Source organism: Methylocella tundrae, assembly GCF_901905185.1.
In the GTDB taxonomy this organism is placed as follows: domain Bacteria; phylum Pseudomonadota; class Alphaproteobacteria; order Rhizobiales; family Beijerinckiaceae; genus Methylocapsa; species Methylocapsa tundrae.
Genome location: NZ_CABFMQ020000035.1, coordinates 74,029 through 96,278, shown reverse-complemented (window position 1 = coordinate 96,278; position 22,250 = coordinate 74,029). Strand labels below are relative to the sequence as shown.

At 61.9% G+C, this 22,250-nt stretch carries 17 protein-coding genes; 10 read left to right on the top strand and 7 right to left on the bottom strand.

Annotation, left to right across the window (positions count from 1 at the left end; translation table 11 throughout):
- Nucleotides 1-152 precede the first annotated feature (152 nt).
- Nucleotides 153-2,537 (top strand): sensor histidine kinase, encoded by a 2,385-nt coding sequence (locus MPC4_RS04610; RefSeq protein WP_174511484.1) that lies wholly within the window; start codon nt 153-155, stop codon nt 2,535-2,537.
- Here MPC4_RS04610 and MPC4_RS04605 read toward each other — a convergent pair.
- From MPC4_RS04605 to MPC4_RS04580, 6 genes are all read right to left on the bottom strand, one after another.
- Nucleotides 2,523-5,501, bottom strand: a complete 2,979-nt coding sequence (locus MPC4_RS04605; RefSeq protein WP_244628843.1) for a bifunctional [glutamine synthetase] adenylyltransferase/[glutamine synthetase]-adenylyl-L-tyrosine phosphorylase — start codon at nt 5,499-5,501, stop codon at nt 2,523-2,525. The two genes, MPC4_RS04610 and MPC4_RS04605, sit on opposite strands and share 15 nt — an antisense overlap.
- Entirely contained in the window at nt 5,498-6,964 is a 1,467-nt protein-coding gene (locus MPC4_RS04600) for a sensor histidine kinase (protein ID WP_174511483.1), read from the bottom strand. The genes MPC4_RS04605 and MPC4_RS04600 overlap by 4 nt, the downstream gene beginning before the upstream one ends.
- Nucleotides 6,948-7,631, bottom strand: coding sequence for a response regulator transcription factor (locus MPC4_RS04595; protein ID WP_134492231.1), 684 nt, complete (start codon nt 7,629-7,631; stop codon nt 6,948-6,950). The genes MPC4_RS04600 and MPC4_RS04595 overlap by 17 nt, the downstream gene beginning before the upstream one ends.
- A gap of 308 nt (nt 7,632-7,939) precedes the next feature.
- Nucleotides 7,940-9,514: a Do family serine endopeptidase gene (locus MPC4_RS04590; protein ID WP_174511482.1), complete on the bottom strand. Its 1,575-nt coding sequence runs from the start codon at nt 9,512-9,514 to the stop codon at nt 7,940-7,942.
- Between the two features lie 191 nt (nt 9,515-9,705).
- On the bottom strand, nt 9,706-10,404 hold the full coding sequence (locus MPC4_RS04585) for a DUF2155 domain-containing protein (RefSeq protein WP_134486145.1): 699 nt from the start codon (nt 10,402-10,404) through the stop codon (nt 9,706-9,708).
- 97 nt (nt 10,405-10,501) lie between these two features.
- Nucleotides 10,502-10,903 carry an NADH:ubiquinone oxidoreductase subunit NDUFA12 gene (locus MPC4_RS04580; protein ID WP_174511481.1) on the bottom strand — a complete coding sequence of 134 codons (402 nt, stop codon included), beginning with the start codon at nt 10,901-10,903 and terminating at the stop codon, nt 10,502-10,504.
- Between the two features lie 273 nt (nt 10,904-11,176).
- On the opposite strand from MPC4_RS04580, the gene MPC4_RS04575 reads away from it, so the two are divergent.
- Both MPC4_RS04575 and MPC4_RS04570 read left to right on the top strand, forming a co-directional pair.
- Nucleotides 11,177-14,833 carry a vitamin B12-dependent ribonucleotide reductase gene (locus MPC4_RS04575; RefSeq protein WP_174511480.1) on the top strand — a complete coding sequence of 1,219 codons (3,657 nt, stop codon included), beginning with the start codon at nt 11,177-11,179 and terminating at the stop codon, nt 14,831-14,833.
- Between the two features lie 267 nt (nt 14,834-15,100).
- Nucleotides 15,101-15,922 carry a hypothetical protein gene (locus MPC4_RS04570; protein ID WP_174511479.1) on the top strand — a complete coding sequence of 274 codons (822 nt, stop codon included), beginning with the start codon at nt 15,101-15,103 and terminating at the stop codon, nt 15,920-15,922.
- A gap of 328 nt (nt 15,923-16,250) precedes the next feature.
- On the opposite strand, the gene MPC4_RS04565 is transcribed toward MPC4_RS04570, so the two are convergent.
- Nucleotides 16,251-16,424 carry a DUF1328 domain-containing protein gene (locus MPC4_RS04565; RefSeq protein ID WP_174511478.1) on the bottom strand — a complete coding sequence of 58 codons (174 nt, stop codon included), beginning with the start codon at nt 16,422-16,424 and terminating at the stop codon, nt 16,251-16,253.
- Nucleotides 16,425-16,706: 282 nt separating this feature from the next.
- Here MPC4_RS04565 and MPC4_RS04560 point away from each other — a divergent pair, with 282 nt between their 5' ends.
- The 7 genes from MPC4_RS04560 (at nt 16,707) to MPC4_RS04535 (ending at nt 22,168) form a co-directional block, all read left to right on the top strand.
- On the top strand, nt 16,707-17,090 hold the full coding sequence (locus MPC4_RS04560) for a c-type cytochrome (RefSeq protein WP_174511477.1): 384 nt from the start codon (nt 16,707-16,709) through the stop codon (nt 17,088-17,090).
- 192 nt (nt 17,091-17,282) lie between these two features.
- Entirely contained in the window at nt 17,283-18,593 is a 1,311-nt protein-coding gene (locus MPC4_RS04555; protein WP_174511476.1) for an O-acetylhomoserine aminocarboxypropyltransferase/cysteine synthase family protein, read from the top strand.
- A 117-nt stretch (nt 18,594-18,710) separates the two neighbouring features.
- A complete protein-coding gene (gene cysK / locus MPC4_RS04550; RefSeq protein ID WP_174511475.1) occupies nt 18,711-19,706 on the top strand; it encodes a cysteine synthase A in 996 nt (331 codons plus the stop codon).
- Nucleotides 19,707-19,809: 103 nt separating this feature from the next.
- On the top strand, nt 19,810-19,935 hold the full coding sequence (locus MPC4_RS21460; RefSeq protein ID WP_280514732.1) for a hypothetical protein: 126 nt from the start codon (nt 19,810-19,812) through the stop codon (nt 19,933-19,935).
- Nucleotides 19,936-20,050: 115 nt separating this feature from the next.
- On the top strand, nt 20,051-20,623 hold the full coding sequence (locus MPC4_RS04545; protein ID WP_174511474.1) for a hypothetical protein: 573 nt from the start codon (nt 20,051-20,053) through the stop codon (nt 20,621-20,623).
- Between the two features lie 96 nt (nt 20,624-20,719).
- A complete protein-coding gene (locus MPC4_RS04540) occupies nt 20,720-21,019 on the top strand; it encodes a hypothetical protein (protein WP_174511473.1) in 300 nt (99 codons plus the stop codon).
- 420 nt (nt 21,020-21,439) lie between these two features.
- Nucleotides 21,440-22,168, top strand: coding sequence for a hypothetical protein (locus MPC4_RS04535; RefSeq protein WP_174511472.1), 729 nt, complete (start codon nt 21,440-21,442; stop codon nt 22,166-22,168).
- Nucleotides 22,169-22,250 lie beyond the last annotated feature (82 nt).

Genomic DNA, 22,250 nt, shown 5'->3' with positions numbered 1-22,250 from the left:
TTGCGAGAGCGCATCAGGATCTGCCGTCAACCTTAAAAATTACATTCATTCTTAATGAATTTTCTGGACAAAAAAGCGAAGTCGGAGTCTCATGATTCTCGACTCGGAGAGATGCGGCACATCACTCCGGTCAAGTTTCGAGGGGGCCTGACATGGCGCGTGCAAACGCGGCTGATGCGTCTGCGCATGCAGACGCATTGCTAGAACTTGCCGGGACTCCGGCGCTTCACGCCGCGTCGGCGCGGACTGCGCTCTCCGGGATAGGAAGTCTCGAGATCTGGGTGCGTCGCGGCGTTCCCGCGATGGTCGTTCTCTTCATCGCCGCCCTCATCGCCATGACGAGCGTGATGGCGCATGATTCCTATGACCGCACCGTCTCCGACGCCCTTTCAGACCTCGAACTGCTCTCCGCCGTCGTCACCGACGATCTTCGCGACATTCTGAAACAGACGCCGCAGAGCGATATCGGCGCCGCGCTCGCTGATACGGTCCCCTCACGCGCCATCGCCCGCGGACAGCAGGTGCTGATCACAAACCTCGCCGGCGACGTCATCGCATCCGCCCCAGGCTCCGAACGGGTGAGAGGCTCACTCACCGACTATCTTGGCGTGGCGCAACCGCTGACCATTTTCGCCGAAAAGGCCGGTGTCCTTCGCATCAATCTCGCCGACGGCACGGACGCCCTCGCGACCGTGCGCAACTTGCGCGCGCCGCTGGGGCAGATCGCCTTCATCGCCCCGATGTCGTCGATCCTCGCCGAATGGCGCACCGCCGCGTTGCGCACCGCCGTTCTTCTCGTCTCGACCACTCTCGTGCTCATCGCGCTCGCTGTCGCCTATTTCTGGCAGGCGTCCCGCGCACGCGAATCCGATCGCATCTGCGATCGCGTACGCGATCGCATCGACACCGCCCTGACGCGCGGCCGATGCGGGCTTTGGGACTGGGATCTCGCGCGTGGACGGATCTACTGGTCGGATTCGATGTATGAAATCCTCGGCATGGCGCCCGTCGGCAATTTTCTCTCCTTCGGAGACATCAACACGCTGGTGCATCCGCAAGATGGCGATCTTGCCGCCATCGCGGAAATGCTGACCGCATCGAAAGCCGAGAGCGTCGACCACGCCTTCCGGATGCAAAATGTCAGGGGCGAATGGGTTTGGCTGCGCGCGCGCGCCGAACTCGTGCGCGAACGGCCGGGATCAACGCCACATCTCGTCGGCATATGCGTCGACATCACTGAGCAAAAGACGCTTGCGGAACGCTCCGCCACGGCTGACCTGCGCCTGCGCGACGCTATTGAATCGGTGTCGGAGGCCTTCGTCCTCTGGGACGCCGACAATCAGCTCGTTATGTGCAATTCGAAGTTCCAGAAATTCCACAATCTGTCGAGCGAGGCCGTCACCGCCGGAACGCCTTACGCCCAGGTCATGGAACGGGGCACGCCGCCGCTCATCCAGGCGCAGACAGCGCTCGGCGAGAGGCCTCAGGCCGGCGCCCGGACCTACGAAGCCCGGCTCGCCGACGGGCGCTGGCTACAGATCAACGAACGGCGCACCAAGGACGGCGGCTATGTTTCCGTCGGCACCGACATCACCACCCTGAAGCGTCATGAAGAACAGTTGATGGAGAGCGAACGCCGTTTGATGGCGACCGTCGCGGACCTGCGCAAATCTCGTCAGACGCTGGAAGTCCAGGCGCAGCAGCTCGCCGATCTCGCCGAGAAATATCTCGAACAGAAAGCCGAGGCTGAAACGGCCAACCGCGCGAAGTCGGAATTCCTCGCCAATATGAGCCATGAATTACGAACGCCCCTTAACGCCATCATCGGTTTCTCCGAATTGATGCAGCAGGAAACGTTCGGCCCACTCGGCTCCAGCAAATATGTCGACTATTCCAGCGACATCAAACAGAGCGGCGAATATCTGCTGGCCGTCATATCCGATGTTCTCGACATGTCGCGCCTCGAGGCGGGCCGCGTGCGCCTGCAAAAGACCGATTTCGACATCGACACGGCGGTCAAACGCGCCGTCTCGACGATCGAACAAATCGCGCGCGAGAAAGACATCAGTGTCATCGCCGAAACCTTGCCTGAGAAGCACATTCACGCCGATCGCGACGCTTTCGAGAAAATCCTCACTATCCTTCTTCGCAACGCGGTGAAATTTACGCCCAATGACGGGCGCGTCAGCGTGCGCACGCGCATCGTCCAGGGAGCCCTCAACGTTTATGTGGAGGACACCGGCATGGGCATCGCGGCGGCGCCGCTGGCGCGGCTTGGACGGCCGTTCGAACAGTTGGACGGCGGCCTCGACAATGGCATGAAGGGCTCGGGGCTTGGCCTCGCGATCGCGCGCTCGCTCGTCGATCTGCATGGCGGCTCGATGCGTATTCGCTCAACCGTCGGCTCCGGCACCATCGTCCTCGTGCATCTGCCGCAATCGCGCGACGCGCCGCGCCAGAAGCTGCTGATGGCGGCGGCCGCGCCGCGCCGCCCGCACGCCCCGCCGCAAAAACTGCGCGCTTCAGTGCGCGGATAGCACCTGCCTGAAAATCCCGCGCACCTTCGAGCGCGCCTCGACGAGATCGCTTTCCAGAGCGCTGATGCTCGGCAGTTCAGCGGCGTTGGCGAGGCGGCGCTGCACGGCTTCGCTCGCAAGGCGTGGATCGGCGCCAGGGTCGAGGGTCAGCCGCAGCATTTGCGTGACATTCGTCATCAAGCGAAGGGCGTCGAGCAGCGTTCGCGCATCCTCGCGCTCGATCAAGCGGAGTTCCGCCGCGGTCTCGAGCACCGCCGATGTCGAAACGCTGATCAGCGAGGGATGTGCGTGCGCGTGGCGCAGCAGCAGATATTGCGCGAGGAACTCGATGTCGATGAGGCCCCCGGACGCCAGCTTCAGATCCCAGGGGTCCTTGTCGCCCTTGACGCTTGCGATCAGCTTGCGCATTTCGACGACGTCGCGCGCCAGTTTCGCAGGACGCTCGCGCATCAGAACGGCGCGGATGGCCTCGCCCGTCTCAAGGCTGAGGCCACAGTCGCCGGCGACAGGCCGCGCGCGCGTCAGCGCCATATGCTCCCAGGTTTCCGCCGCGTTGTTTTGATATTCGACGAAACTGCGAAGCTGCGTCGCCACCGGGCCCTGGCGCCCAGACGGACGCAGGCGCATATCAACCTCATAAAGCGGGCCACGTTTCGTCGCGACCGTCAAAGCTGAAATGAGGCGCTGTGCGATGCGCGTATAATACTGCACGGCGTGCAATGGTCTGGCGCCGTCCGACTCCGGACGGTCGCGGTCGAAATCATAGATGAGAATAAGGTCGAGATCGGACGCCGCGGTCATCTCGTATGAGCCGAGCTTGCCAAGACCAAGAACAATGCAGCGCCCTGCCGGCACGCGGCCATGTTCGGCGGCGAAAAGGCGCTCGATAAAGGCGAGCGCCGCCTCGACGATGGCGCCTGCGAGCGAGGAATAGTCGCGTGCCGCCGCCATCGGGCTGATCGCCCCCGACATGAGCTTGAGCCCGATCGGAAACATCTCTTCCTTGGCGAAATCGCGCAGCGCATCAAGAAATTCCTCAAGATGCGCCGAGGCTCCAAGGAGCCGCGCGGCGCGCTGCCCGTAAACGCTGTCATCTATTGGCGTTTCGAGGATGCGCGGATCGACCGTCGCGTCGAGGATATGGGGATTGTTGATCACCATGCGCGCAAGGCGCGGGGCGCCGCCAAGAATATCGGCGAATAATTCACAAAGCCGCGGGTTCGATTTCAGGAGCGAGAAGAGTTCGACCGCCGCGGGCATGCGCGCGAGCGCGCTGTCAAAACCGGCAAGCGCCATGTCGGGATCGCCTGAACTCGCGAAGGCCTGAACGAGCCCTGGAACAAGTTCGGTCAAAACCTCCCGCGCATGCGGCGTGCGCACCGCGGGCCGTCGGCCAAAATGCCAACCTCTGATCGTCTCCAAAGCTTTGGCCGGCTCCTTGAAGCCAAGCCGCGCCAGCGTCTCCAGCGTCTCGGGATCGGCTTCGGCCCCGGCGAAGACGAGACTGCCGACTTCGGCGTCAAGCGCCGGCGCATCCTCGAACAGGCGCGCGTAATGATGGGAAACCCGGCCCATGTGGCGCATGAGGCAGGTTTCGAAATCCTGTTCTTTCGCAAAGCCGCAAAAGCGCGAAAAGCGCGACAATTCTTCGCGATCGGCAGGCAGGCGCTGCGTCTGTTCGTCGGCCACCATCTGCAGACGGTGCTCGACTTCGCGCAGGATGATGTAAGCGGCGCTGAGATCGTTCACCGCCTCGCCCGTCACCCAGCCGTCGGCGCCAAGTTCGGCGAGCATGTCGAGCGTGCGCGAGCCGCGAAGGTTCGGCCTTTTTCCGCCGAAGATCAATTGCTGGGTCTGGACGAAGAATTCGATCTCGCGAATGCCGCCGCGGCCGAGCTTGACGTCATGGCCCGGCACGGTGACTTCGGCATGGCCGCGCACGGCGTGGATCTGCCGCTTCATGGCGTGAATGTCGGCGATGGCGGCGTAGTCGAAATATTTACGCCAGATGAACGGCGTCAGGGTCGCGAGAAACGTCCGGCCGAGCGCGCTATCGCCCGCGGCCGGACGCGCCTTGATATAGGCGGCGCGCTCCCAGTTCTGGCCGAGCATTTCGTAATAACTGTAGGCGGCGGGAAGCGAAACTGCGACGGCTGTCGAGCCAGGGTCCGGCCGCAGCCGCAAATCCACCCGCAGCACGTAGGAATCGACCGTGCGCTCCTGCAAGAGTTTGACGAGGCGTTTCGTCAGGCGAACGAAGACGGCGGAGGCCGCCGCCCCTTCGGCCAGGGCTGACGATTCAGGATCGTAAAAAACCGCGAGATCGACGTCGCTTGAATAGTTGAGCTCATTCGCGCCGAGCTTGCCGAGCGCGAGAATGACGAGGCCGCAGCCTGTCTCGGGCTCCGCCAATGAGGCAAGCTTCAGGCTGCCGGCGTGATGGGCCTCGCGCAGCAGAAAGCGCAAAGCGGCTTTGAGGAAGGCGTCAGCCGCGCGCGAAAGCGCGGCAGTCGTGCGCACAACATCAGTGACGCCGCCAAGGTCCTCGAGCGCGATCAAAAGCGCGGTTTCCTGCTTCGCCCGGCGCAAGATTCGCATGGCGACGGCCTCATCCGCCGTCTCGTCGCAGGCCGCGCTCATCGTTTTGAGGCAGGCGTCAATCCGCGCGTCCGGATCGCTCAAAAGGCATTGCGCGAGGCGGCCAGGATCGCAGGCCGCAAGGCGCCACAGAAAGGGCGAATGATCGGCCAGCGCCTCGAGCAGTGGCTTGACGTAAGGCTCGCCGGCGAGAGCGCGAAGATCAGCCGCCGCATCGGATTGAAGGAGATCATCGACCCCCCCGCGCGCGCGGCGCCGATCCGTGAGGCGCGGGGCCTGACGCAGACGCCGATACAATGGCAGATCGGCCTCGCCCTCAGGCCTGTCGGCGGCGCGCGCCGGGTTCTGCGGCTTTCGTTCGGTCACGCCGCGGCCTCCGGCGGCGGAAGCGCCAGTCGCGGCGGCGGTTCGCGCACGACGGCGATCGCAGGCAGAGCGATGACGACGCGCAGGCCCGGCGCATTATCCTCGATCCGCAAGGAGCCGTTATGCAGCCGCGCGACGGCGGCGGCCAGAGAGAGGCCAAGCCCCGATCCCGGCCGCGAGCGCGAATTCTCCAGCCGCACGAAACGATCGAGGACGCGGATGCGATCGGCCTCCGGGATACCCGGGCCATGATCGGCGACGCTGATCTCGACGTGAGCGCCACAGCGATGCGCGGACAGTTCGACGATGCGCTCGACGGTTGCCCGAGACTGCGCGCCGGCGGTCTGCTCCTCCGCCTCGCCGCCATATTTCAGCGCATTGTCGACGAGGTTTGCAATCGCCTGTCCGACAAGCTCGCGGCTGCCATGAACCATGAGATTAGGCTCGGCGTCGATTTTCAGCGCGAAGCCGCGCTCCTCGGCCGCCGGCTCATAGAGTTCGCCGACGTCGCGCGTCACACATTCTGCGTCGAAATCGATCATGCCTTCGCGCCCTGAGCCCGCCTCCGCGCGGGCGATATTCAGGAGGGCGTCGAAAATATGGATCAGGCGGTCGGATTCCTCGATCACTTTTTCCAGCGCGCTGCGATAATCCTCAGCCGTTTTGCCAAATTGCAGAGCCTGCTCGGCGCGGCTGCGCAAACGCGTCAGCGGCGTCTTGAGGTCATGCGCGATATTATCCGAGACCTGCTTGACGCCAGCCATGAGTTCGCCGATGCGGTCGAGCATGGCGTTGAGGTTCTGGACCAGCCTGTCGAGTTCATCGCCCGTGCCGGCGACGGGCAGCCGGCCGGAGAGATCGCCGGCGACAATCGTTCGGGCGTTGGCGTTGATGGCCTCGACGCGATTGAGCACGCGTCGCGCCACCCACAGGCCGCCAAGCGTGCCAATGACCACCAGCCAGAACAGGGACGTGAGCAGCGCGCCGCCGAGAATATGGCGCAGGCTCTCGCCTTCCTCGAGGTCATGTCCGACAAGCAGCCGGAAGCCGCCCGGCAGCGCGAAGATGCGCGCCATGGCGCGGCGCTTCTTGCCGACGCCTCCCGCCGGCTCATAGGCGGTTTCGACAAGCCCCGGACGCTCCAGGACGCCCGGCGGCAGATTTTTGATGTTGCCCGCGATCGGCTCGCCCGCCGCTGTGGTGACGAGATAGAGATCGGCGCCCGGCCGCTGCGTCCGCTTTTCGACGCTTTCGACGAGGCCGCGGATGCCGCCTTGCGCATATTGCTCAGCCAGTCCGCCGATGTCGGCGTCAACCGTCTGGGCGATCTGCTGGTTGATCAGCATCTTCACATTGTCGCCGACACTGCCAAGGACCAGTCCCGCGCCGATTGCCGATATCACCAGATAAGCCAGCGATACTTTGAAAACTGTTGTGCGAAAAAGCCTAGCGAGAGCCGTCACGGATCATATATCCCGCGCCGCGAATGGTTTGCAGAAGGGGCGGCTCGAAACCCTTGTCGATCTTGCCCCGCAGCCGGGAAATATGAACGTCAATGACATTGGTCTGCGGATCGAAATGATAGTCCCATACATTTTCGAGCAGCATGGTCCGCGTCACCACTTGCCCGGCGTGTTTCATCAAATATTCCAGCAGCCGAAATTCACGCGGCTGGAGCTGGATTTCCTTGCCTTCCCGCGTGACCTTGTGGGCCAAGCGGTCAAGTTCTAGGCCATTGACGCGATAGACCGTCTCCTCTCCCGTTCCCGTCTGCTTACGCCGCGCCAAAACTTCGACGCGCGCGAGAAGTTCAGAAAAAGCATAAGGCTTTGCAAGATAATCATCGCCGCCGGCGCGCAGGCCCTTGACGCGGTCATCGACCTGGCCGAGCGCCGACAGGATCAGCGCGGGCGTCTCGATCTTCTGAGAGCGAAGGCCGCCGATGAGCGAGAGCCCGTCGAGCTTCGGCAACATGCGATCGACGATCAGGACGTCGTAATCTTCTTCGCGCGCGCGGGCGTAGCCTTCCAGTCCGTCGCCGACGTGATCTGCGACGTGCCCCGCTTCGCGAAACGCCTTGGCCATGTAGTTGGCCGCTTCCGAATCATCTTCGACGATAAGTATGCGCATAAGGGACATAATACTCATTTCCTGAAAAAGCAGCAGGCCGGGAGTCGCCTCCCGGCCTGTCGCGTCCTGGAGCCCGCGCCGTGGCGGGGGGCGACCCGTCGCGGACTCGCAAAAGTCTCGCAGCCGAGACTTAGGAAGCTGAAACTTTGAACGACCTCTTCAAAATTGAAGCGATCATGTCCGGCGTCGCTTTATTCGCCGCATCAACTTGTCCGAAAAGTCTGCGACTTTTCGGGTTCATGCTTTTTTGGCGCCGCGCCAGCCGCATGAACTTGTCCGAAAAGTCTGCAACTTTTCGGGTTCATGCTTTAGGAAGCCGGATTGGTCGCAATCGCGACGAAGCGCGTGCCTTCGCCGCTCTTGACGCGAAGCAGCACGGCTTTGCGGCCATCCTTCTTGGCGTCGGCGATCACCGAAGAGATATCCGACGGCTTGCTGACCGCGTGACCGCCCGCCTCGAGGATCACGTCGCCGACGCGAAGGCCCTTTTGCGCAGCGACGCCATCGGGATTGATGTCCGCGATGACGACGCCATCGCTGCCCGCGCCCTGAATGGACGACGCCGGGGCGAGCTTCAGGCCAAGGCCGGTCAATGCGGAATTATCCGCCAGAGCCGCGGGCTTCGAGCCTGCCTTGCTATCGTCAGGAAGCGACCCGAGCTTGACCGCGACCGTCTTCTCTGACCCGTCGTGCCAGTAAAGAAGATCAGCCTTTTTGCCCGGCCCGAGCGCCGCCACCTTCTTTGCAAGATCGCGCGGACCATCGACGCGCTCGCCATTGACGCCCAAAATGACGTCGCCGGATTTGATGCCCGCCTCTTTCGCGGGGGAATTATCCTGCGCGTCCGCGACCAGCGCGCCCTTGCTCGACTTGAGGCCGAGGCTATCGGCGATTTCATCGGTGACAGGCTGAATCTGCACGCCAATCCAGCCGCGGGCGACGGAGCCCTTGTCCTTCAGCGTGGCGATGATCGACTGCGCCGTCTCCGCCGGAATGGCGAAGCCGATGCCAACGCTGCCGCCCGAAGGCGAGAAGATCGCGGTGTTGACGCCGACGACGTCGCCCTGGGTGTTGAAGGTCGGTCCGCCTGAGTTGCCGCGATTGACTGGCGCGTCGATCTGCAGGAAGTCGTCATAGGGGCCGGCGCCGATATCGCGGCCGCGAGCCGAGACGATGCCCGCCGTTACAGTGCCGCCAAGGCCGAACGGATTGCCGACGGCGATAACCCAATCGCCGACGCGCGGGGTCGCGCCCGCGAAATTGACGTGCGGATAGGTGCCCGGCTCCGTGATCTTGAGCAGCGCGAGGTCGGTCTTCTTGTCAGTGCCGACGACCTTGGCATGGAGAGTCTTGCCCTCATCCGTCGTCAGGGTCACGTCGGTTGCTTTCTCGACCACGTGATTGTTGGTCACGACATAGCCGTCCGACGAAATAATGAAGCCCGAGCCTTGAGCCTGCGCGGTGTGCGGGCGCGCCGGGCCGAACTGATGCGGTGCGCCCTGCTCGCCGAAGCGCTTGAAGAAGCGCTCGAGAGGATCGCCGGGAGCAAGATGGGGAACGGGGCTGCTCGGGGCGTCGCTGTCGTCATCGCTTTCGCTGTCGCTCGCGTCGGCGGTTTCGGTGATCTTGACTTTGACGGAGACGACGGCGTCGCGGACATGGTCGACAACGTCGGCGAAGGAAACCGGCGAGGCCGCTGGAGCCGCCTGAGCCGAGGTCTCGGCGATCGCCGGTTGCGTCGAGATGAAACTATTCGCGAGCGCTCCGGTCAGGGCGACCGTCGCCACGGCGCCGAGCAGCGCGAGGCGAAGTCCTTGCGGGCGGCGCGGCGCGTTATGCGGGGCGCCTGTCTGATCGGGGCCGGGAAGCAAGGGAAGAGCCATTGATCAATATCTCCATCGTGGCCGTTATGACAGCGCTGCGGCGTTGGCGCCGAGCTGATGGAGGCACTATGGATGCGCTTTGCTTACGCCGCTCTTTCGGCGAGATGAAACTTAGGTAAGGTTTGCCGAGCTAAAGTCGGCCTCTCTCGCCGACCGCCGGTCACTTGCGCCAAGGGCCGACAAAAACCGCGTCAGAAACCGTCGCCCGGAAAACGCTGGCTCGGCCGCCCGTTCGGTATGTCGGCTGGAGGAACCAGCGAATCCGGATCGTCCGCCGGACGGCGGGGGCGCTGCGTCGGAGCCTTGAAGCCCGGCGGCGGCGCGACTTCCACGGGGCCAGGACTTTGCTGCGGCAGCCCGTCGCCAAAATCATCGACGGGCGGCGGCGGCGTCTGCGGCTGGACGCGCCGCGGTTTGGAGGCCGGCTTTTTCGGCGCGGGCGCGGCGTTTTCTGGCGGCGGCGGGGGCGTGTTCGGTTCGGTCGCCGCGGACTCGGGGCTGGCGATGGTTTCGCCGCCGCCTTTGCAATCCGTCAGCCAGATATCATAGACGGGGTGTTCGATGCCGTGCAGGCCGGGGCTCGCCGCGAACATCCAGCCGGAAAAAATGCGCTTGTAGTCATTCTTCGCGTCGACTTCGTCAACCTCGACGAAGGTGACGGTCTGCGGCGCCTCGGTCGCCGGGCGGGTATAGCAGGCGCGCTCGGTGATCTGAAGCGTGCCGAATTGCACGGTCTCGTCGGTCGCGACCTCGAACGAAATGATTCGCCCGGTAATCTTGTCGAGGCCGGAAAACACTGCGATCGGATGCTTGATCTTGTCCGCAAGGGCGCCGTCGAGCGGCGCGAGCCCGGCGCAGACCGCGACGCCGGCGCACAGAAGCGATCGCATGGAGGCGCGGCGGCGCGCGGAGAGGCTCACCGGCGCGCATGCTCGGCGCCCTCGGGCGGCAGGCTGGAAATCCGCTTGTGTGGCCAGAGTGAAAACCTCAGCCTTCGGGCGTCCAGGCGTCGTAGTCGCCTGTCGCTTTCGGACGCGCATTGGCGCGCAGCATCGACCCCGGCGGGCGCCAGGCTTCCGGCGTGCCGGTCAGATTGGGCAGATGAGGGAGCTGCCAGCCGCGCGGCTTGTAATCTTCCTGCGTCGGCGGCGTATCGACCGTGTGATGGAGCCAGCCATACCAGCCGGGCGGCGTCATCGAGCCCTCGCTGACGCCGGCGTAGATCACCCAACGCCGCTCGAAGCCCAGCGCCGGATCAACCTTGGCCGCGCGGTAATAAGTGTTGCCGAACTCGTCCTTGCCGACGGCCTTGCCATGCAACAAAGTGTAAAACCAGGTGTTGAACGTCTGTCCGTTCCACCAGGTAAAAATCATCGTGAGCAGTTTCATCGGCAGCGCGCCTTGGGCTTTGCAGATTTTTCCACGTCGAGGCGCCTTTATGGCTGGCGCCAGCCGCGCTGTCCAGCCTGTGCGGCGTTACAAATCGCGCGCGGGCGGTTTGCCCTGATTCGCATTGCCTAATCGGGAGTTCTCCACAAGTCTCGAATTGCTGTGACTCCGGCGAATTTTTCATTTGTCCATTGATGAAAGATGTACGACATTTACGGCATCTTAAGCGATCAGCTACTATATCTAGTGATAAGAAGTTCCGGGGATACGATAATGCACATTGCGCGACGCTACACCAAAGAAGGTCAGTCCCCTTACGCCGGGATCGGGTTCCGCTCGACCAATAGTGAAATCCGCAACCCGGACGGCTCGGTCGTATTCGCGCTGGAGAGCATCGAAGTCCCGGCCGCCTGGAGCCAGGTCGCGGCCGACGTATTGGCGCAAAAATATTTCCGCAAGGCCGGCGTTCCCGCGCGGCTGAAGCGAATCGAGGAAAACGCGATCCCCTCTTTCCTTTGGCGCTCGGAAGCCGACGAAGAGGCGCTCGCGGCCCTGCCCAAGGCCGAACGCTTTGTGTCGGAAACATCGGCGCGGCAGGTGTTCGACCGTCTCGCCGGAACCTGGACCTATTGGGGCTGGAAGGGCGGCTATTTCGATTCGGAAACGGACGCGCAGGCGTTTTTCGATGAACTGCGCTACATGCTGGCGAAGCAGATCGCCGCGCCCAATTCGCCGCAATGGTTCAACACCGGCCTGCATTGGGCCTATGGCGTCGATGGGCCGAGCCAGGGCCATTATTACGTCGATCCGGAGACGAAAGAGCTCGTCAAATCGCTGACGGCCTATGAGCATCCGCAGCCGCACGCCTGCTTCATTCAGTCCGTCGCCGACGATCTCGTCAACGAGGGCGGCATCATGGACCTTTGGGTGCGCGAGGCGCGGCTGTTCAAATATGGCTCCGGCACCGGCTCCAATTTCTCAAAACTGCGCGGCGAGAACGAGAAGCTTTCGGGCGGCGGCAAATCCTCCGGCCTCATGTCGTTCCTGAAGATCGGCGACCGCGCGGCCGGCGCCATCAAATCCGGCGGCACGACGCGGCGCGCGGCGAAGATGGTCGTCGTCGACGCCGATCATCCCGACATTGAGGATTACATCGAATGGAAGGTGCGCGAGGAGCATAAGGTCGCAGCTCTCGTCACCGGCTCGAAAATCCTGAAGAAGGCTCTGAAAGCGATTCTCCGCGCCTGCGTCAATTGCGAGGGGCCGGGCGATGATTGCTTCAATCCTGAAAAGAATCCCGCGCTGAGACGAGAGATCAAGCTGGCGCGACGCGCTTTCGTGCCGGACGCCTCGATCAAGAAGGTGATCCAGATGGCCCGGCAGGGCGAGACGGACATCGACTTCGAAACCTTCACCACCGACTGGGACAAGGAAGCCTATCTCACCGTTTCCGGCCAGAACTCCAATAATTCCGTGCGCGTCACCGACGCCTTTTTGCGCGCGGTCGAGGAGGATGGCGACTGGACCTTGACGCGCCGGCTCGATGGCAAGGCGCACAAGGTTTTGAAAGCGCGCGCGCTGTGGGAAAAGATCGGCCACGCCGCCTGGGCCTCCGCCGATCCGGGGCTGCAATATCACACGACGATCAATGACTGGCACACCTGCCCGGCGGCGGGTCCGATCGTCGCATCGAACCCCTGTTCCGAATATATGTTCCTCGACGATACCGCGTGCAATCTCGCCTCGTTGAACCTGTTGCAGTTCCGCGATCCGGCGACCGGCGCCCTCGATGTCGAATCTTACGAACACGCCGTGCGGCTGTGGACGATCGTGCTCGAAATCTCGGTGATGATGGCGCAGTTTCCCTCAAAGGAGATCGCCGAGAATTCCTACAGATATCGCACGCTCGGCCTTGGCTACGCCAATATCGGCGGCCTTTTGATGTCGTCCGGCATCGCCTATGACAGCGACGAAGGCCGCGCCATCTGCGCCGCTTTTTCGTCGATCCTGACTGGCGTCTCCTATGCCGCCTCGGCGGAGATGGCGGCTGAACTTGGCCCCTTCGAGGGCTACGCCGAAAACGCGAGCGCGATGCTGCGCGTGATGCGCAATCATAAACGCGCGGCCAGGGGCGAGGCCTTCGGCTATGAGGCGCTGTCGATCGCGCCGGTTCCGCTCGACCACGCGGCCTTGCGCGTCAAGGCGCTCGGCGATCATGCGAAGGCCGCGTGGACAAAAGCCGTCGAACTTGGCGAAAAGCATGGCTATCGCAATGCGCAGGTTTCCGTCGTCGCGCCGACCGGCACGATCGGCCTTGTGATGGATTGCGACACCACCGGCATCGAGCCCGATTTCGCGCTGGTCAAATTCAAGAAGCTCGCCGGCGGCGGCTATTTCAAGATCATCAACCGCGCCGTTCCGGAAGGGCTGCGCTCGCTCGGCTACGCCGGCCACGAGATCGACGATATCATCACTTTCGCCGTCGGGCGCGCGACGCTGCAAGGCGCGCCCGCGATCAATCACGAAACCCTGCTCGCCAAGGGCTTTACGCCGGAAAAACTCACCGAGCTGGAGGCGACGCTGAAGAGCGCCTTCGACATCAAATTCGTCTTCAACAAATGGACGCTCGGCGCTGATTTCCTGAGCGGCGTGCTGAAGATTCCGGCGGAAAAGCTGGAGGATCAGAACTTCAATCTGCTCGCCCATCTTGGCTTCTCCCGCGCGGAAATCGACGCGGCGAATGTGTATGTCTGCGGCGCCATGACGGTCGAAGGGGCGCCGCATCTAAAACTCGAGCATTATGGCGTGTTCGACTGCGCGAGCCCGTGCGGGCGCACCGGCAAACGCTACCTCTCGGTCGAAAGCCACATCCGCATGCTGGCCGCCGCGCAGCCCTTCATTTCGGGCGCGATCTCGAAGACGATCAACATGCCGAACGACGCCAGCATCGAGGATTGCAAGGAAGCCTACATGCTGTCCTGGCGGCTCGGGCTCAAGGCCAATGCGCTCTACCGCGACGGCTCGAAACTGTCGCAGCCTTTGAACAGCCAGCTGATCGAAGACGATGACGAGGAAGCCGAGGAAGCGGTCGAAGTGTTGCTCGCCTCCAATGCGCCGGCGCGCGCCAGCGCGGTCGCCGAGAAAATCGTCGAGCGCGTCGTCGAGCGGATCGAGCGCATTCGCGAGCGCGAGCGCCTGCCCGACCGGCGCAAGGGTTATACGCAAAAGGCTGTTGTCGGCGGCCACAAGGTGTATCTGCGCACCGGCGAATATGTCGACGGCCGTCTCGGTGAAATCTTCATCGACATGCACAAGGAAGGCGCCGCCTTCCGCTCGCTGATGAACAATTTCGCCATCGCGATCTCGGTCGGCCTGCAATATGGCGTGCCGCTGGAAGAATATGTCGACGCCTTCACCTTCACGCGCTTCGAGCCGGCGGGTTTCGTGCAGGGCAATGACGCGATCAAGAACGCCACCTCGATCCTCGACTACATCTTCCGCGAACTCGCCATCTCCTACCTTGGCCGCAACGATCTCGCCCATATCGATCCAACCGACATCGGCCCCGATGTGTTGGGCAAGGGCGAGACTCAAGGGCGCCAGCCGCAAAGCCCGATGCCGCCCGCGACAGCGAAATATGTGTCGAGCGGTTTTGTGCGCTCGAAGACCGACAAGCTGATGCTGGTGCAGGGCGGATCGCAAGGCGCCACAGCGTTGAAAGAAAATCTCGAACAGGACGTCGAGGCGGAACTCGGCCAGCTCAACTGGACGACGCCAGCCGAAGGCGCGGCGATCGCCGAAAAGCGCACCCAGGCGCGCATGAAAGGCTATACGGGCGAAGCCTGCGGCGAATGCGGCAATTTTACGCTCGTGCGCAACGGGACGTGTTTGAAATGCGATACATGTGGGGCGACGACGGGGTGTAGTTGAAAAGGCGGTCGCCGGCCCCGCCATGCTTCACACTAATAGCTTTGTCCGATTTATCTGGCAAATCGGACAACGCCACACGTATTTCAGTCCGAGGACAGGGATTGCGACGAAGGTCGGTGGACTTTAGCGCCATGCGCAACTTTAAGAGAAGCCTCCAATGGACGGCCGAACAGCCTAGCAAGACTTCGTTCGCGAGCAAGTATTAATGTCGCCGCATGCGGCGCGCTGATGCCTTACTCGTTCGCCCTTGAAGGGAGACCCCGTACTATGGGTGAAAAGAAGAGCGCTACAAAACGCTTGCTGGAGAAATATGCCTACTGTTGCCTATGTGGTGGCGGCGTCAAAGCGAACACTCGAGAGCATGTTCCGCCAAAGGCGTTGTTTGATCGATCTCACCGGCCTAACCAAATGGTCGTGCCGGCGTGCTCTGCTTGCAATGAGGGCACCAGAACCGGCGATACGGTCGCTGCAATTGTAGCCCGTTGGGGATTTTCCGAGCCCACCACGGCCGAAAGGGAGGACTCACAACGTCTGATACGTGGAATTGCCAACAATCACCCTGATATTCAATTGGAGTGGCTACAGAACAGCGGATCCGTCAGTCAGCGACAAGCAAGACGACACTTAGCAAGTTACGGAGCTCCAATTCCAAACGAAGCGAAATTTATCACGATTGGCCCAGCCACACTCCCATATCTAAATCAATTCGCACTGAAGTTAACACTGGGGATCTATTTTGAACAGACTCTCAGATGCTTTCCAAGTACTGGACTTTTCCGAGCTTTTCTACGCTTTAAGGAAGATTTTCGAGGAACGGGATTGCCCCAGAAGATAATTGATATCGCCGGAGATCCGCTCGCACTTGCGCAGGGCGCGTGGAACACCCGTGAACAATTCGAATACCGAGCCAAATACAATCCAGAAAATGGACTTTTTATACACGCATCGAGGCTTAGAATGGGACTGTTCATCGTCGGAATGGCTTCGGAAGACCGCTCCGTGCTCCCGAACGAATTGATCGCGGATTGGATTTCTCCTGGTCCCTTATCAAAGATTCTCGATGATCCACATTATAGGGACAAGTTGTAGGGACCGAGCGATCGATTGTCGTGAGCCGCACGCCTTCATCGAATTGCTTTGGCGTTGCTTAAAAGTCTGGCCACACCACCCCATTCACCGCACGGCTGACCCGAGCGCATCCGGTCGCCCGCCTCTACGACGTTTTGCTTCGCAAACCGCTTCGCTCGCCGTGGAGCCTCGGGCTTCCTTTCGCCATGCGCTCAATGGTCTTTTCTGCGCCCGCGCCAACCAGCTCCACGCGTGGCCGGTTAACGCCGCAACGCAAAAAAGGCCCCGCTCGGCGCGGAGCCCCTTCTCTTTGTCGGGCCTGCTTCTCGGTTGCGCAGGCCGCGCCTCGCTAGAAGATGGCTTCTCCAGCCAGCAGGCCAAGCACAAGGAAGATGACGAAAATCACGACCGCAATGAAGAACAGGATTTTCGCGATCTGCGCCGTCGTCGCCGAAACTCCAGAAAATCCGAAAAAGCCGGCGATGATCGAAACAATAAAGAAAATAAGCGCCCATTTTAGCATTTGGCGTCCCCTGTCTGCCTGAGTATGTGAGCCCTGGCGAATCCCTCGCCCACCTGTTCAGGTCAGGCCAAAAACGGGATTGGAGCATCTTTGTTCCCGATCATCGGCCCGGCGTCGACGGGCGGCCGCCCGCGTTCAGGACAGGCTCCCGCTTCGCGCCGCCGAACCCCCTCCCCCCAAAAGGCGTATTTTGCCTCACATCAATGCTTGCCACTGTCGGCGATGGTCTAGGCGCGAGGGGAGGCTGCTCGCGCGGCGCGGCCCGTCAGGCAGGAGACAGACATGCGACTTGAAACTCTCATCAGCGGGTTGGCGCTGGCGGCGGGCCTTGGCCTCGCGGGCGGCGCATCGGCGGCTGGCGACGCGGCCGCCGGCAAAGCCATCTTCGCCAGGACCTGCCAGAACTGCCACTCGCTTGACATCGGCGTCAACAAGGTCGGCCCAAGCCTCAGCGACATCATCAATCGCAAGGCTGGCGTCGTTCCCGGCTTTGAATATTCCGACGCTCTCAAAAATTCCGGCAAGACCTGGACCGTCGAAGAACTCGACCTCTACCTCTCCAATCCGCGCGGCGTCCTGCATGGGGTGAAAATGTATTTTTCGGGCCTCAAGACCGAAGCCGAACGCGCGGATGTGATCGCTTATCTTTTGTCCGTGCAGCAGTAAGCCGCTTCAGGCCGGCTCCTTTCGGCCAGCGACAAAAACGCTTCTCTCTACAAATCTTATGGTCTAAGATGGTTTCGATCGGCGCGTCCGCTGGGCGCGCCGCCGCGGAGCTTACGGTTTGAACGCCGTAATGCTCAAAGAACGGGAAATGGCGCGCGCTTTGCGCCAAACATCGACCATTGGGAGACTTTGATGCCGGCTCCGACGCGTAAGCCAGAGACCCTTGCCCGGCACGCCGGCTGGCGCGCGGACCCTGCGACCGGCTCCGTCGCCGTGCCGATCTATCAGACCACCTCCTATCAGTTTCACGATACGCAGCACGCCGCGGATCTCTTCGCGCTGAAAGAGCTCGGCAATATTTACACGCGCATGGGTAATCCGACCCTCGACGTGCTGGAGCAGCGCGTCGCGGCGCTTGAGGGCGGCGTCGCGGCGCTGGCGCTCGCCTCCGGCCAGGCGGCCTCGGCCTTCGCCGTGCAAAACATCGCCCGCGCCGGCGACAACATCGTCAGCGCCACCGATCTTTACGGCGGGACCTGGAATCTTTTCGCCAACACGCTGAGGGATCAGGGCATCGAAGTCAGGTTCGTCGATCCGAACGATCCCGAAGCGTTCCGGCGCGCGACGGACGATCGCACCCGCGCCTATTACGCGGAAACGCTGCCCAATCCAAAGCTCACGGTCCTGCCCATCGCCGAGGTCGCCGCCATCGGACGTTCTCTTGGCATTCCGCTGATCGTCGACAACACCGCCTCGCCGATCCTGTCGCGCCCGCTCGATCATGGCGCCGCGGTCGTCGTCTATTCGGCCACCAAATATCTCGGCGGCCACGGCAATTCGATTGGCGGCGTGATCGTCGACGGCGGCAATTTCGATTGGGAAAGCCACAAGGAGCGGCAACCCGCGCTCAATACGCCCAATCCAAGCTATCATGGCGCAATCTGGACCGAGGCGGTCAAGCCGCTGGGACCGATCGCCTATATCATCAAGGCGCGCACGACGCTGCTGCGCGATATCGGCGCCTGCCTCTCGCCCTTCAACGCCTTTTTGATCCTGCAGGGAATTGAATCGCTGGCGCTGCGCATGGAGCGCCACGTCAAGAACGCCGAGGCGGTGGCGCATTTTCTCTCGCGTCATCCGGGCGTGCGAAAGGTCATCTATCCCTCGTTGCAGACGGGTCCAGCGCGCGAGCGGGCCGATCGCTATCTGACCGGCGGTTATGGCGGCCTTGTCGGCTTCGAACTGGACAATGCGGAAGCCGGCCGCAAATTCATCGATTCGCTGGAGTTGTTCTACCACGTCGCCAATATTGGCGATTCCCGCAGCCTCGCGATCCATCCTGCGACGACGACGCATTCGCAGCTTTCGAGCGAAGAACAGCTCGCGACGGGCGTGACGCCCGGCTATGTGCGCCTTTCCGTCGGCATCGAGCATATAGACGACATCATCGCCGATCTCGAGCAGGCGCTGTCGACCGCGACGGGCCTGGCGCGGGCCGCCTGAGCCTCGCCTGGTCGGGAACAGCGCACTGATCTTGCGCCTTCGCGAGGTCGCCAATAGAACGCTAGCCATTGCTGACCTTCGGCGCGAAGTGCAGCTCAACCAGATGGAGCAAAAATCATGGCGCAAACCGCTGCGCAGCAGGCTAAAGCCTCCGCTCCCGAGCAGGCTCCGGGCCGCGGACGCATTTATGATTCGATCACGCAAACGATCGGCAACACCCCGCTCGTGCGCCTTAGGAAAATCGAGGCGCTGAAAGGCCTCAAGGCCAATCTCCTCGCCAAGCTCGAATTCTTCAATCCGCTGGCGAGCGTCAAGGACCGCATCGGCGAGCATATGATTTCGACGCTCGAAGCGGAGGGCAAGATCACGCCCGGCAAGACGACGCTGATCGAGCCGACCTCAGGCAACACCGGCATCGCTCTCGCCTTCGTCGCCGCGTCCCGGGGCTACAGGCTGATCCTCGTCATGCCGGAATCGATGTCTATCGAACGCCGCAAAATGCTCGCGCTCCTTGGCGCTGAACTCGTCCTCACCCCTGCCCCGCAAGGCATGAAGGGGGCTATCGCCAAGGCGCAGGAAATCGCCGACGCGACGCCCGACGCCGTAATCCCGCGCCAGTTCGACAATCCCGCCAATGTCGAGATCCACAGGCTGACGACGGCTGAGGAAATCTGGAACGACACAGACGGCAATGTGGATATCTTCATCTCCGGCGTCGGCACTGGGGGGACGATCACCGGCGTCGGCACAGCGCTGAAGCCGCGCCGCCCGAGCCTCAAAGTCATCGCCGTCGAGCCCGAGGATTCGCCTGTCCTGTCGGGCGGGCAGGCGGGACCGCACAAGATCCAGGGCATCGGCGCCGGCTTCATTCCCTCGATCCTCGACCAGTCCGTCATCGACGAGGTCGTCACCGTCGGCAATCAGACGGCGTTCGATACGGCGCGGCTGCTCGCGCGCGTCGAGGGCATTCCCGTCGGCATCTCATCCGGAGCGGCGGTCGCCGCCGCTATTGAAGTCGCCTCGCGGCCGGCGAGCGAAGGCAAGAATATCGTCATCATCATTCCATCTTTCGCGGAGCGCTATCTTTCGACCGCCCTCTTCGACGGCCTTTGAACGGAGCGCGTCATCGCCCCGCATGGAACTTCGTCCTGTGCGGGGCGTTGAGGCAGCATGCATTCGGGAGGCCGAAATGCGCCCTCGAAAGAAGGATAGCTTTATGCGAACCTTGGCAATTCTCGCCGCCGCGCTTGTGTCGTTCAGGATTATCTCGAATCTCATCTATAATCGCCGGTTTATGGCGGCTCCGGCTTCCGTGCGGCGGCTCAATCGCCGCTATCTTTGAGACAATAATGGCACAGCCGATGTAAAAATTGGGCCGGCGGCTCGCCGTCGGCAAGGACTTGATCCAGCGGCATTCCCTTTTCTCACGCCTCCCGCGATCTCCCAAAGAACTTGAGATGCTCCGCTCGACTTGGCCGTCGTTGCTTGCCGTCTGCTTCGCGCACGCTTTTAGCCTGATCTTTGCCAGTCAGGCGCAATCTTCCCAAGCACCGCCGCCGTACATCATTGCAGCCCAAGCTGATGACTCAACGGCTTTACCTTCCGACCCAGCGAATTCATGGCGGATTACGCGCGCTCCCGGAGTCGACGGCGGGTCTGATTCTTCCGCTATACTGCATATCTCTGATATCAAACGCTCAGATCCGCGTTTAGCCGGACTAATGCTGCGTTGCAGCAAGAAAGGCGTGGACGCGATTATAGTAGTGATTGAACCGTTTCCTCCGCAAACACACCCCAAAATTACCTTGCACGTTGGAGGACAAGAGTTTTATTTTGTGAGTAGCGTAGTCGCGACCGGCGTCGGCCTTATCCTGCCAGCAGACGGAATGCAGTTGGCAAAAGGCCCCTGGCGGAACGCCGACGAGCTGTCTGTCAAGATTTCCGAGGGCGACGCCGAGATCAGCGGCGTCATAAAACTTTCGGGTCTTGAAGCCGCAATTCAGTCTCTCGCTGAATGTGCTGCAAAATGAGGCTTTGGATTTTTGAGCCGTTAGGGCAAACCCGTCGAAGGAAAACAGACAAGAATTAAAAAACTAAGAACGATAAGACGATCGGGAGGCATCGAAATGATAAGCTTACTGCTCGGGGCGGTCCTTTTCGGACTGGTCCTCGGACGTTTCTTCAGGGTCTATATTCTTATCCCGACTTGCGGGGTGGCCATCATTTTGGTGCTCACAGGCCCTGGGCTCATCAATCAAACCTTGACGGCGTCATGCCTGCAGATCGTCGGATTGGTCGCCGGCCTTCAGTTCGGCTATGTCGCAGGCCTTGTGCTCACGCAATATGCCGCTGGTTTTTCAGGCCGCAGGCAGAGCTGGAGTTCTCGCGCCCATGCGCTGCCTTCGCGCAGCTTGCACGTGAGATAGGCTAACGATCCCAGCGCGGCTGATGTCCGGTTGGGCTGGCGCCGACCCCTTATTGCCTGCACGACAAGCAGTGAGCGCGAACGGCCGGTCGAGCGTTGCCTTGAAACTGCTTACGGCCACTGGGACGCTGCCGTGAGCGCAGAATACGACGGACGCTCAATTATTGCAAATGCGAACGAATTGATGCGGCGCAAACCGGGGCGCGTTTGGTCTGCGCGGGCGCTCTATGGGGCCGAGCTTCCAAAACGCTAGACCTTGGTTAAGATTCAGTTTACCGCTTCTCAGGATTCGCGGATTTGGACGCCGGATTTCCCCGGCGCAAAGACGTGATCGAGCGTTCTGAATGCGTCTTGCTGCGGCCGCACGGCTTCGGGTCAAAAACCAAATTCGAGGTCAGAAGCAATTAAGGGGATGACACAAATGGCTCAGTCCTCCTCGTCGCGCCGGCGCAACCCGCAGCCGCGGGTCATAGCTGGCATCAGCTGCGTCATTTTATCCGCTAGCCTCGCTGGTTGCGTCGAGACAGCCCCCACCGCCGAGGCGCCGCAACCGCTCGTCAAACCCGTTGCGGCAAAGCAGCCCACCGGCGCCACGCCGCGCGGGGTCAGCGTTGCCCTGACGAGTTTGACCGGAGTTCCAGAACCGATCGAAGCTCAGATGCGGGATGCGTTCACCGCGCAGGCGAAGGAGCGCGACATCGCGCTTGGAGCCACGCAGGAGCCCGCCTATCTGATCCGCGGCTATGTGACGAGCTACCCTGCTGAAAAAGGGACCGCCATCGCCGTGGTGTATGATGTTTTCGACGGGATGAAAAAGCGCGCGCAAAGGATCGAGGACAGCGTTGTTGTCAAGGGCGACGGCGCCGATCCCTGGTCCGGCTTCGACGTCGCGGCGATGAACGAACTTGCCGCCAAAAGCGCGGACGACCTCGCGGCCTTCCTTGTCGCAACTCCCGAGGCGATGGCCGCCCGGTCCTCGCCGGCAACCGATACAAGCGCAAGCCTGGCAAGCGATTCATCGCGATCCAAGCTTTCCGCGAGCGCCAACTCGCCTCCATCCGGTCTGGACGACGGCCAGACAATCGTGCAAAGAGCGCGCTCGACGCAATCGGCGTCGGCCGGCGACTTCAGCGCCGCCGTCCTTCGCTGAGAAGTTACGCCGTCTTCGCCAGATTTTTGGGGCGGGTCGAAACACTGGACGGGTTTCGCCGCCACTGCGATAGCCGCGCGGA

Coding starts and splice junctions, on each gene's coding strand:
- MPC4_RS04610 (WP_174511484.1), top strand. CDS start 153: ATGGCGCGTGCAAACGCGGCTGATGCGTCTGCGCATGCAGACGCATTG.
- MPC4_RS04595 (WP_134492231.1), bottom strand. CDS start 7,631: ATGCGCATACTTATCGTCGAAGATGATTCGGAAGCGGCCAACTACATG.
- MPC4_RS04590 (WP_174511482.1), bottom strand. CDS start 9,514: ATGGCTCTTCCCTTGCTTCCCGGCCCCGATCAGACAGGCGCCCCGCAT.
- MPC4_RS04585 (WP_134486145.1), bottom strand. CDS start 10,404: ATGCGATCGCTTCTGTGCGCCGGCGTCGCGGTCTGCGCCGGGCTCGCG.
- MPC4_RS04580 (WP_174511481.1), bottom strand. CDS start 10,903: ATGAAACTGCTCACGATGATTTTTACCTGGTGGAACGGACAGACGTTC.
- MPC4_RS04575 (WP_174511480.1), top strand. CDS start 11,177: ATGCACATTGCGCGACGCTACACCAAAGAAGGTCAGTCCCCTTACGCC.
- MPC4_RS04570 (WP_174511479.1), top strand. CDS start 15,101: ATGGGTGAAAAGAAGAGCGCTACAAAACGCTTGCTGGAGAAATATGCC.
- MPC4_RS04565 (WP_174511478.1), bottom strand. CDS start 16,424: ATGCTAAAATGGGCGCTTATTTTCTTTATTGTTTCGATCATCGCCGGC.
- MPC4_RS04560 (WP_174511477.1), top strand. CDS start 16,707: ATGCGACTTGAAACTCTCATCAGCGGGTTGGCGCTGGCGGCGGGCCTT.
- MPC4_RS04555 (WP_174511476.1), top strand. CDS start 17,283: ATGCCGGCTCCGACGCGTAAGCCAGAGACCCTTGCCCGGCACGCCGGC.
- cysK (WP_174511475.1), top strand. CDS start 18,711: ATGGCGCAAACCGCTGCGCAGCAGGCTAAAGCCTCCGCTCCCGAGCAG.
- MPC4_RS21460 (WP_280514732.1), top strand. CDS start 19,810: ATGCGAACCTTGGCAATTCTCGCCGCCGCGCTTGTGTCGTTCAGGATT.
- MPC4_RS04545 (WP_174511474.1), top strand. CDS start 20,051: ATGCTCCGCTCGACTTGGCCGTCGTTGCTTGCCGTCTGCTTCGCGCAC.
- MPC4_RS04540 (WP_174511473.1), top strand. CDS start 20,720: ATGATAAGCTTACTGCTCGGGGCGGTCCTTTTCGGACTGGTCCTCGGA.
- MPC4_RS04535 (WP_174511472.1), top strand. CDS start 21,440: ATGGCTCAGTCCTCCTCGTCGCGCCGGCGCAACCCGCAGCCGCGGGTC.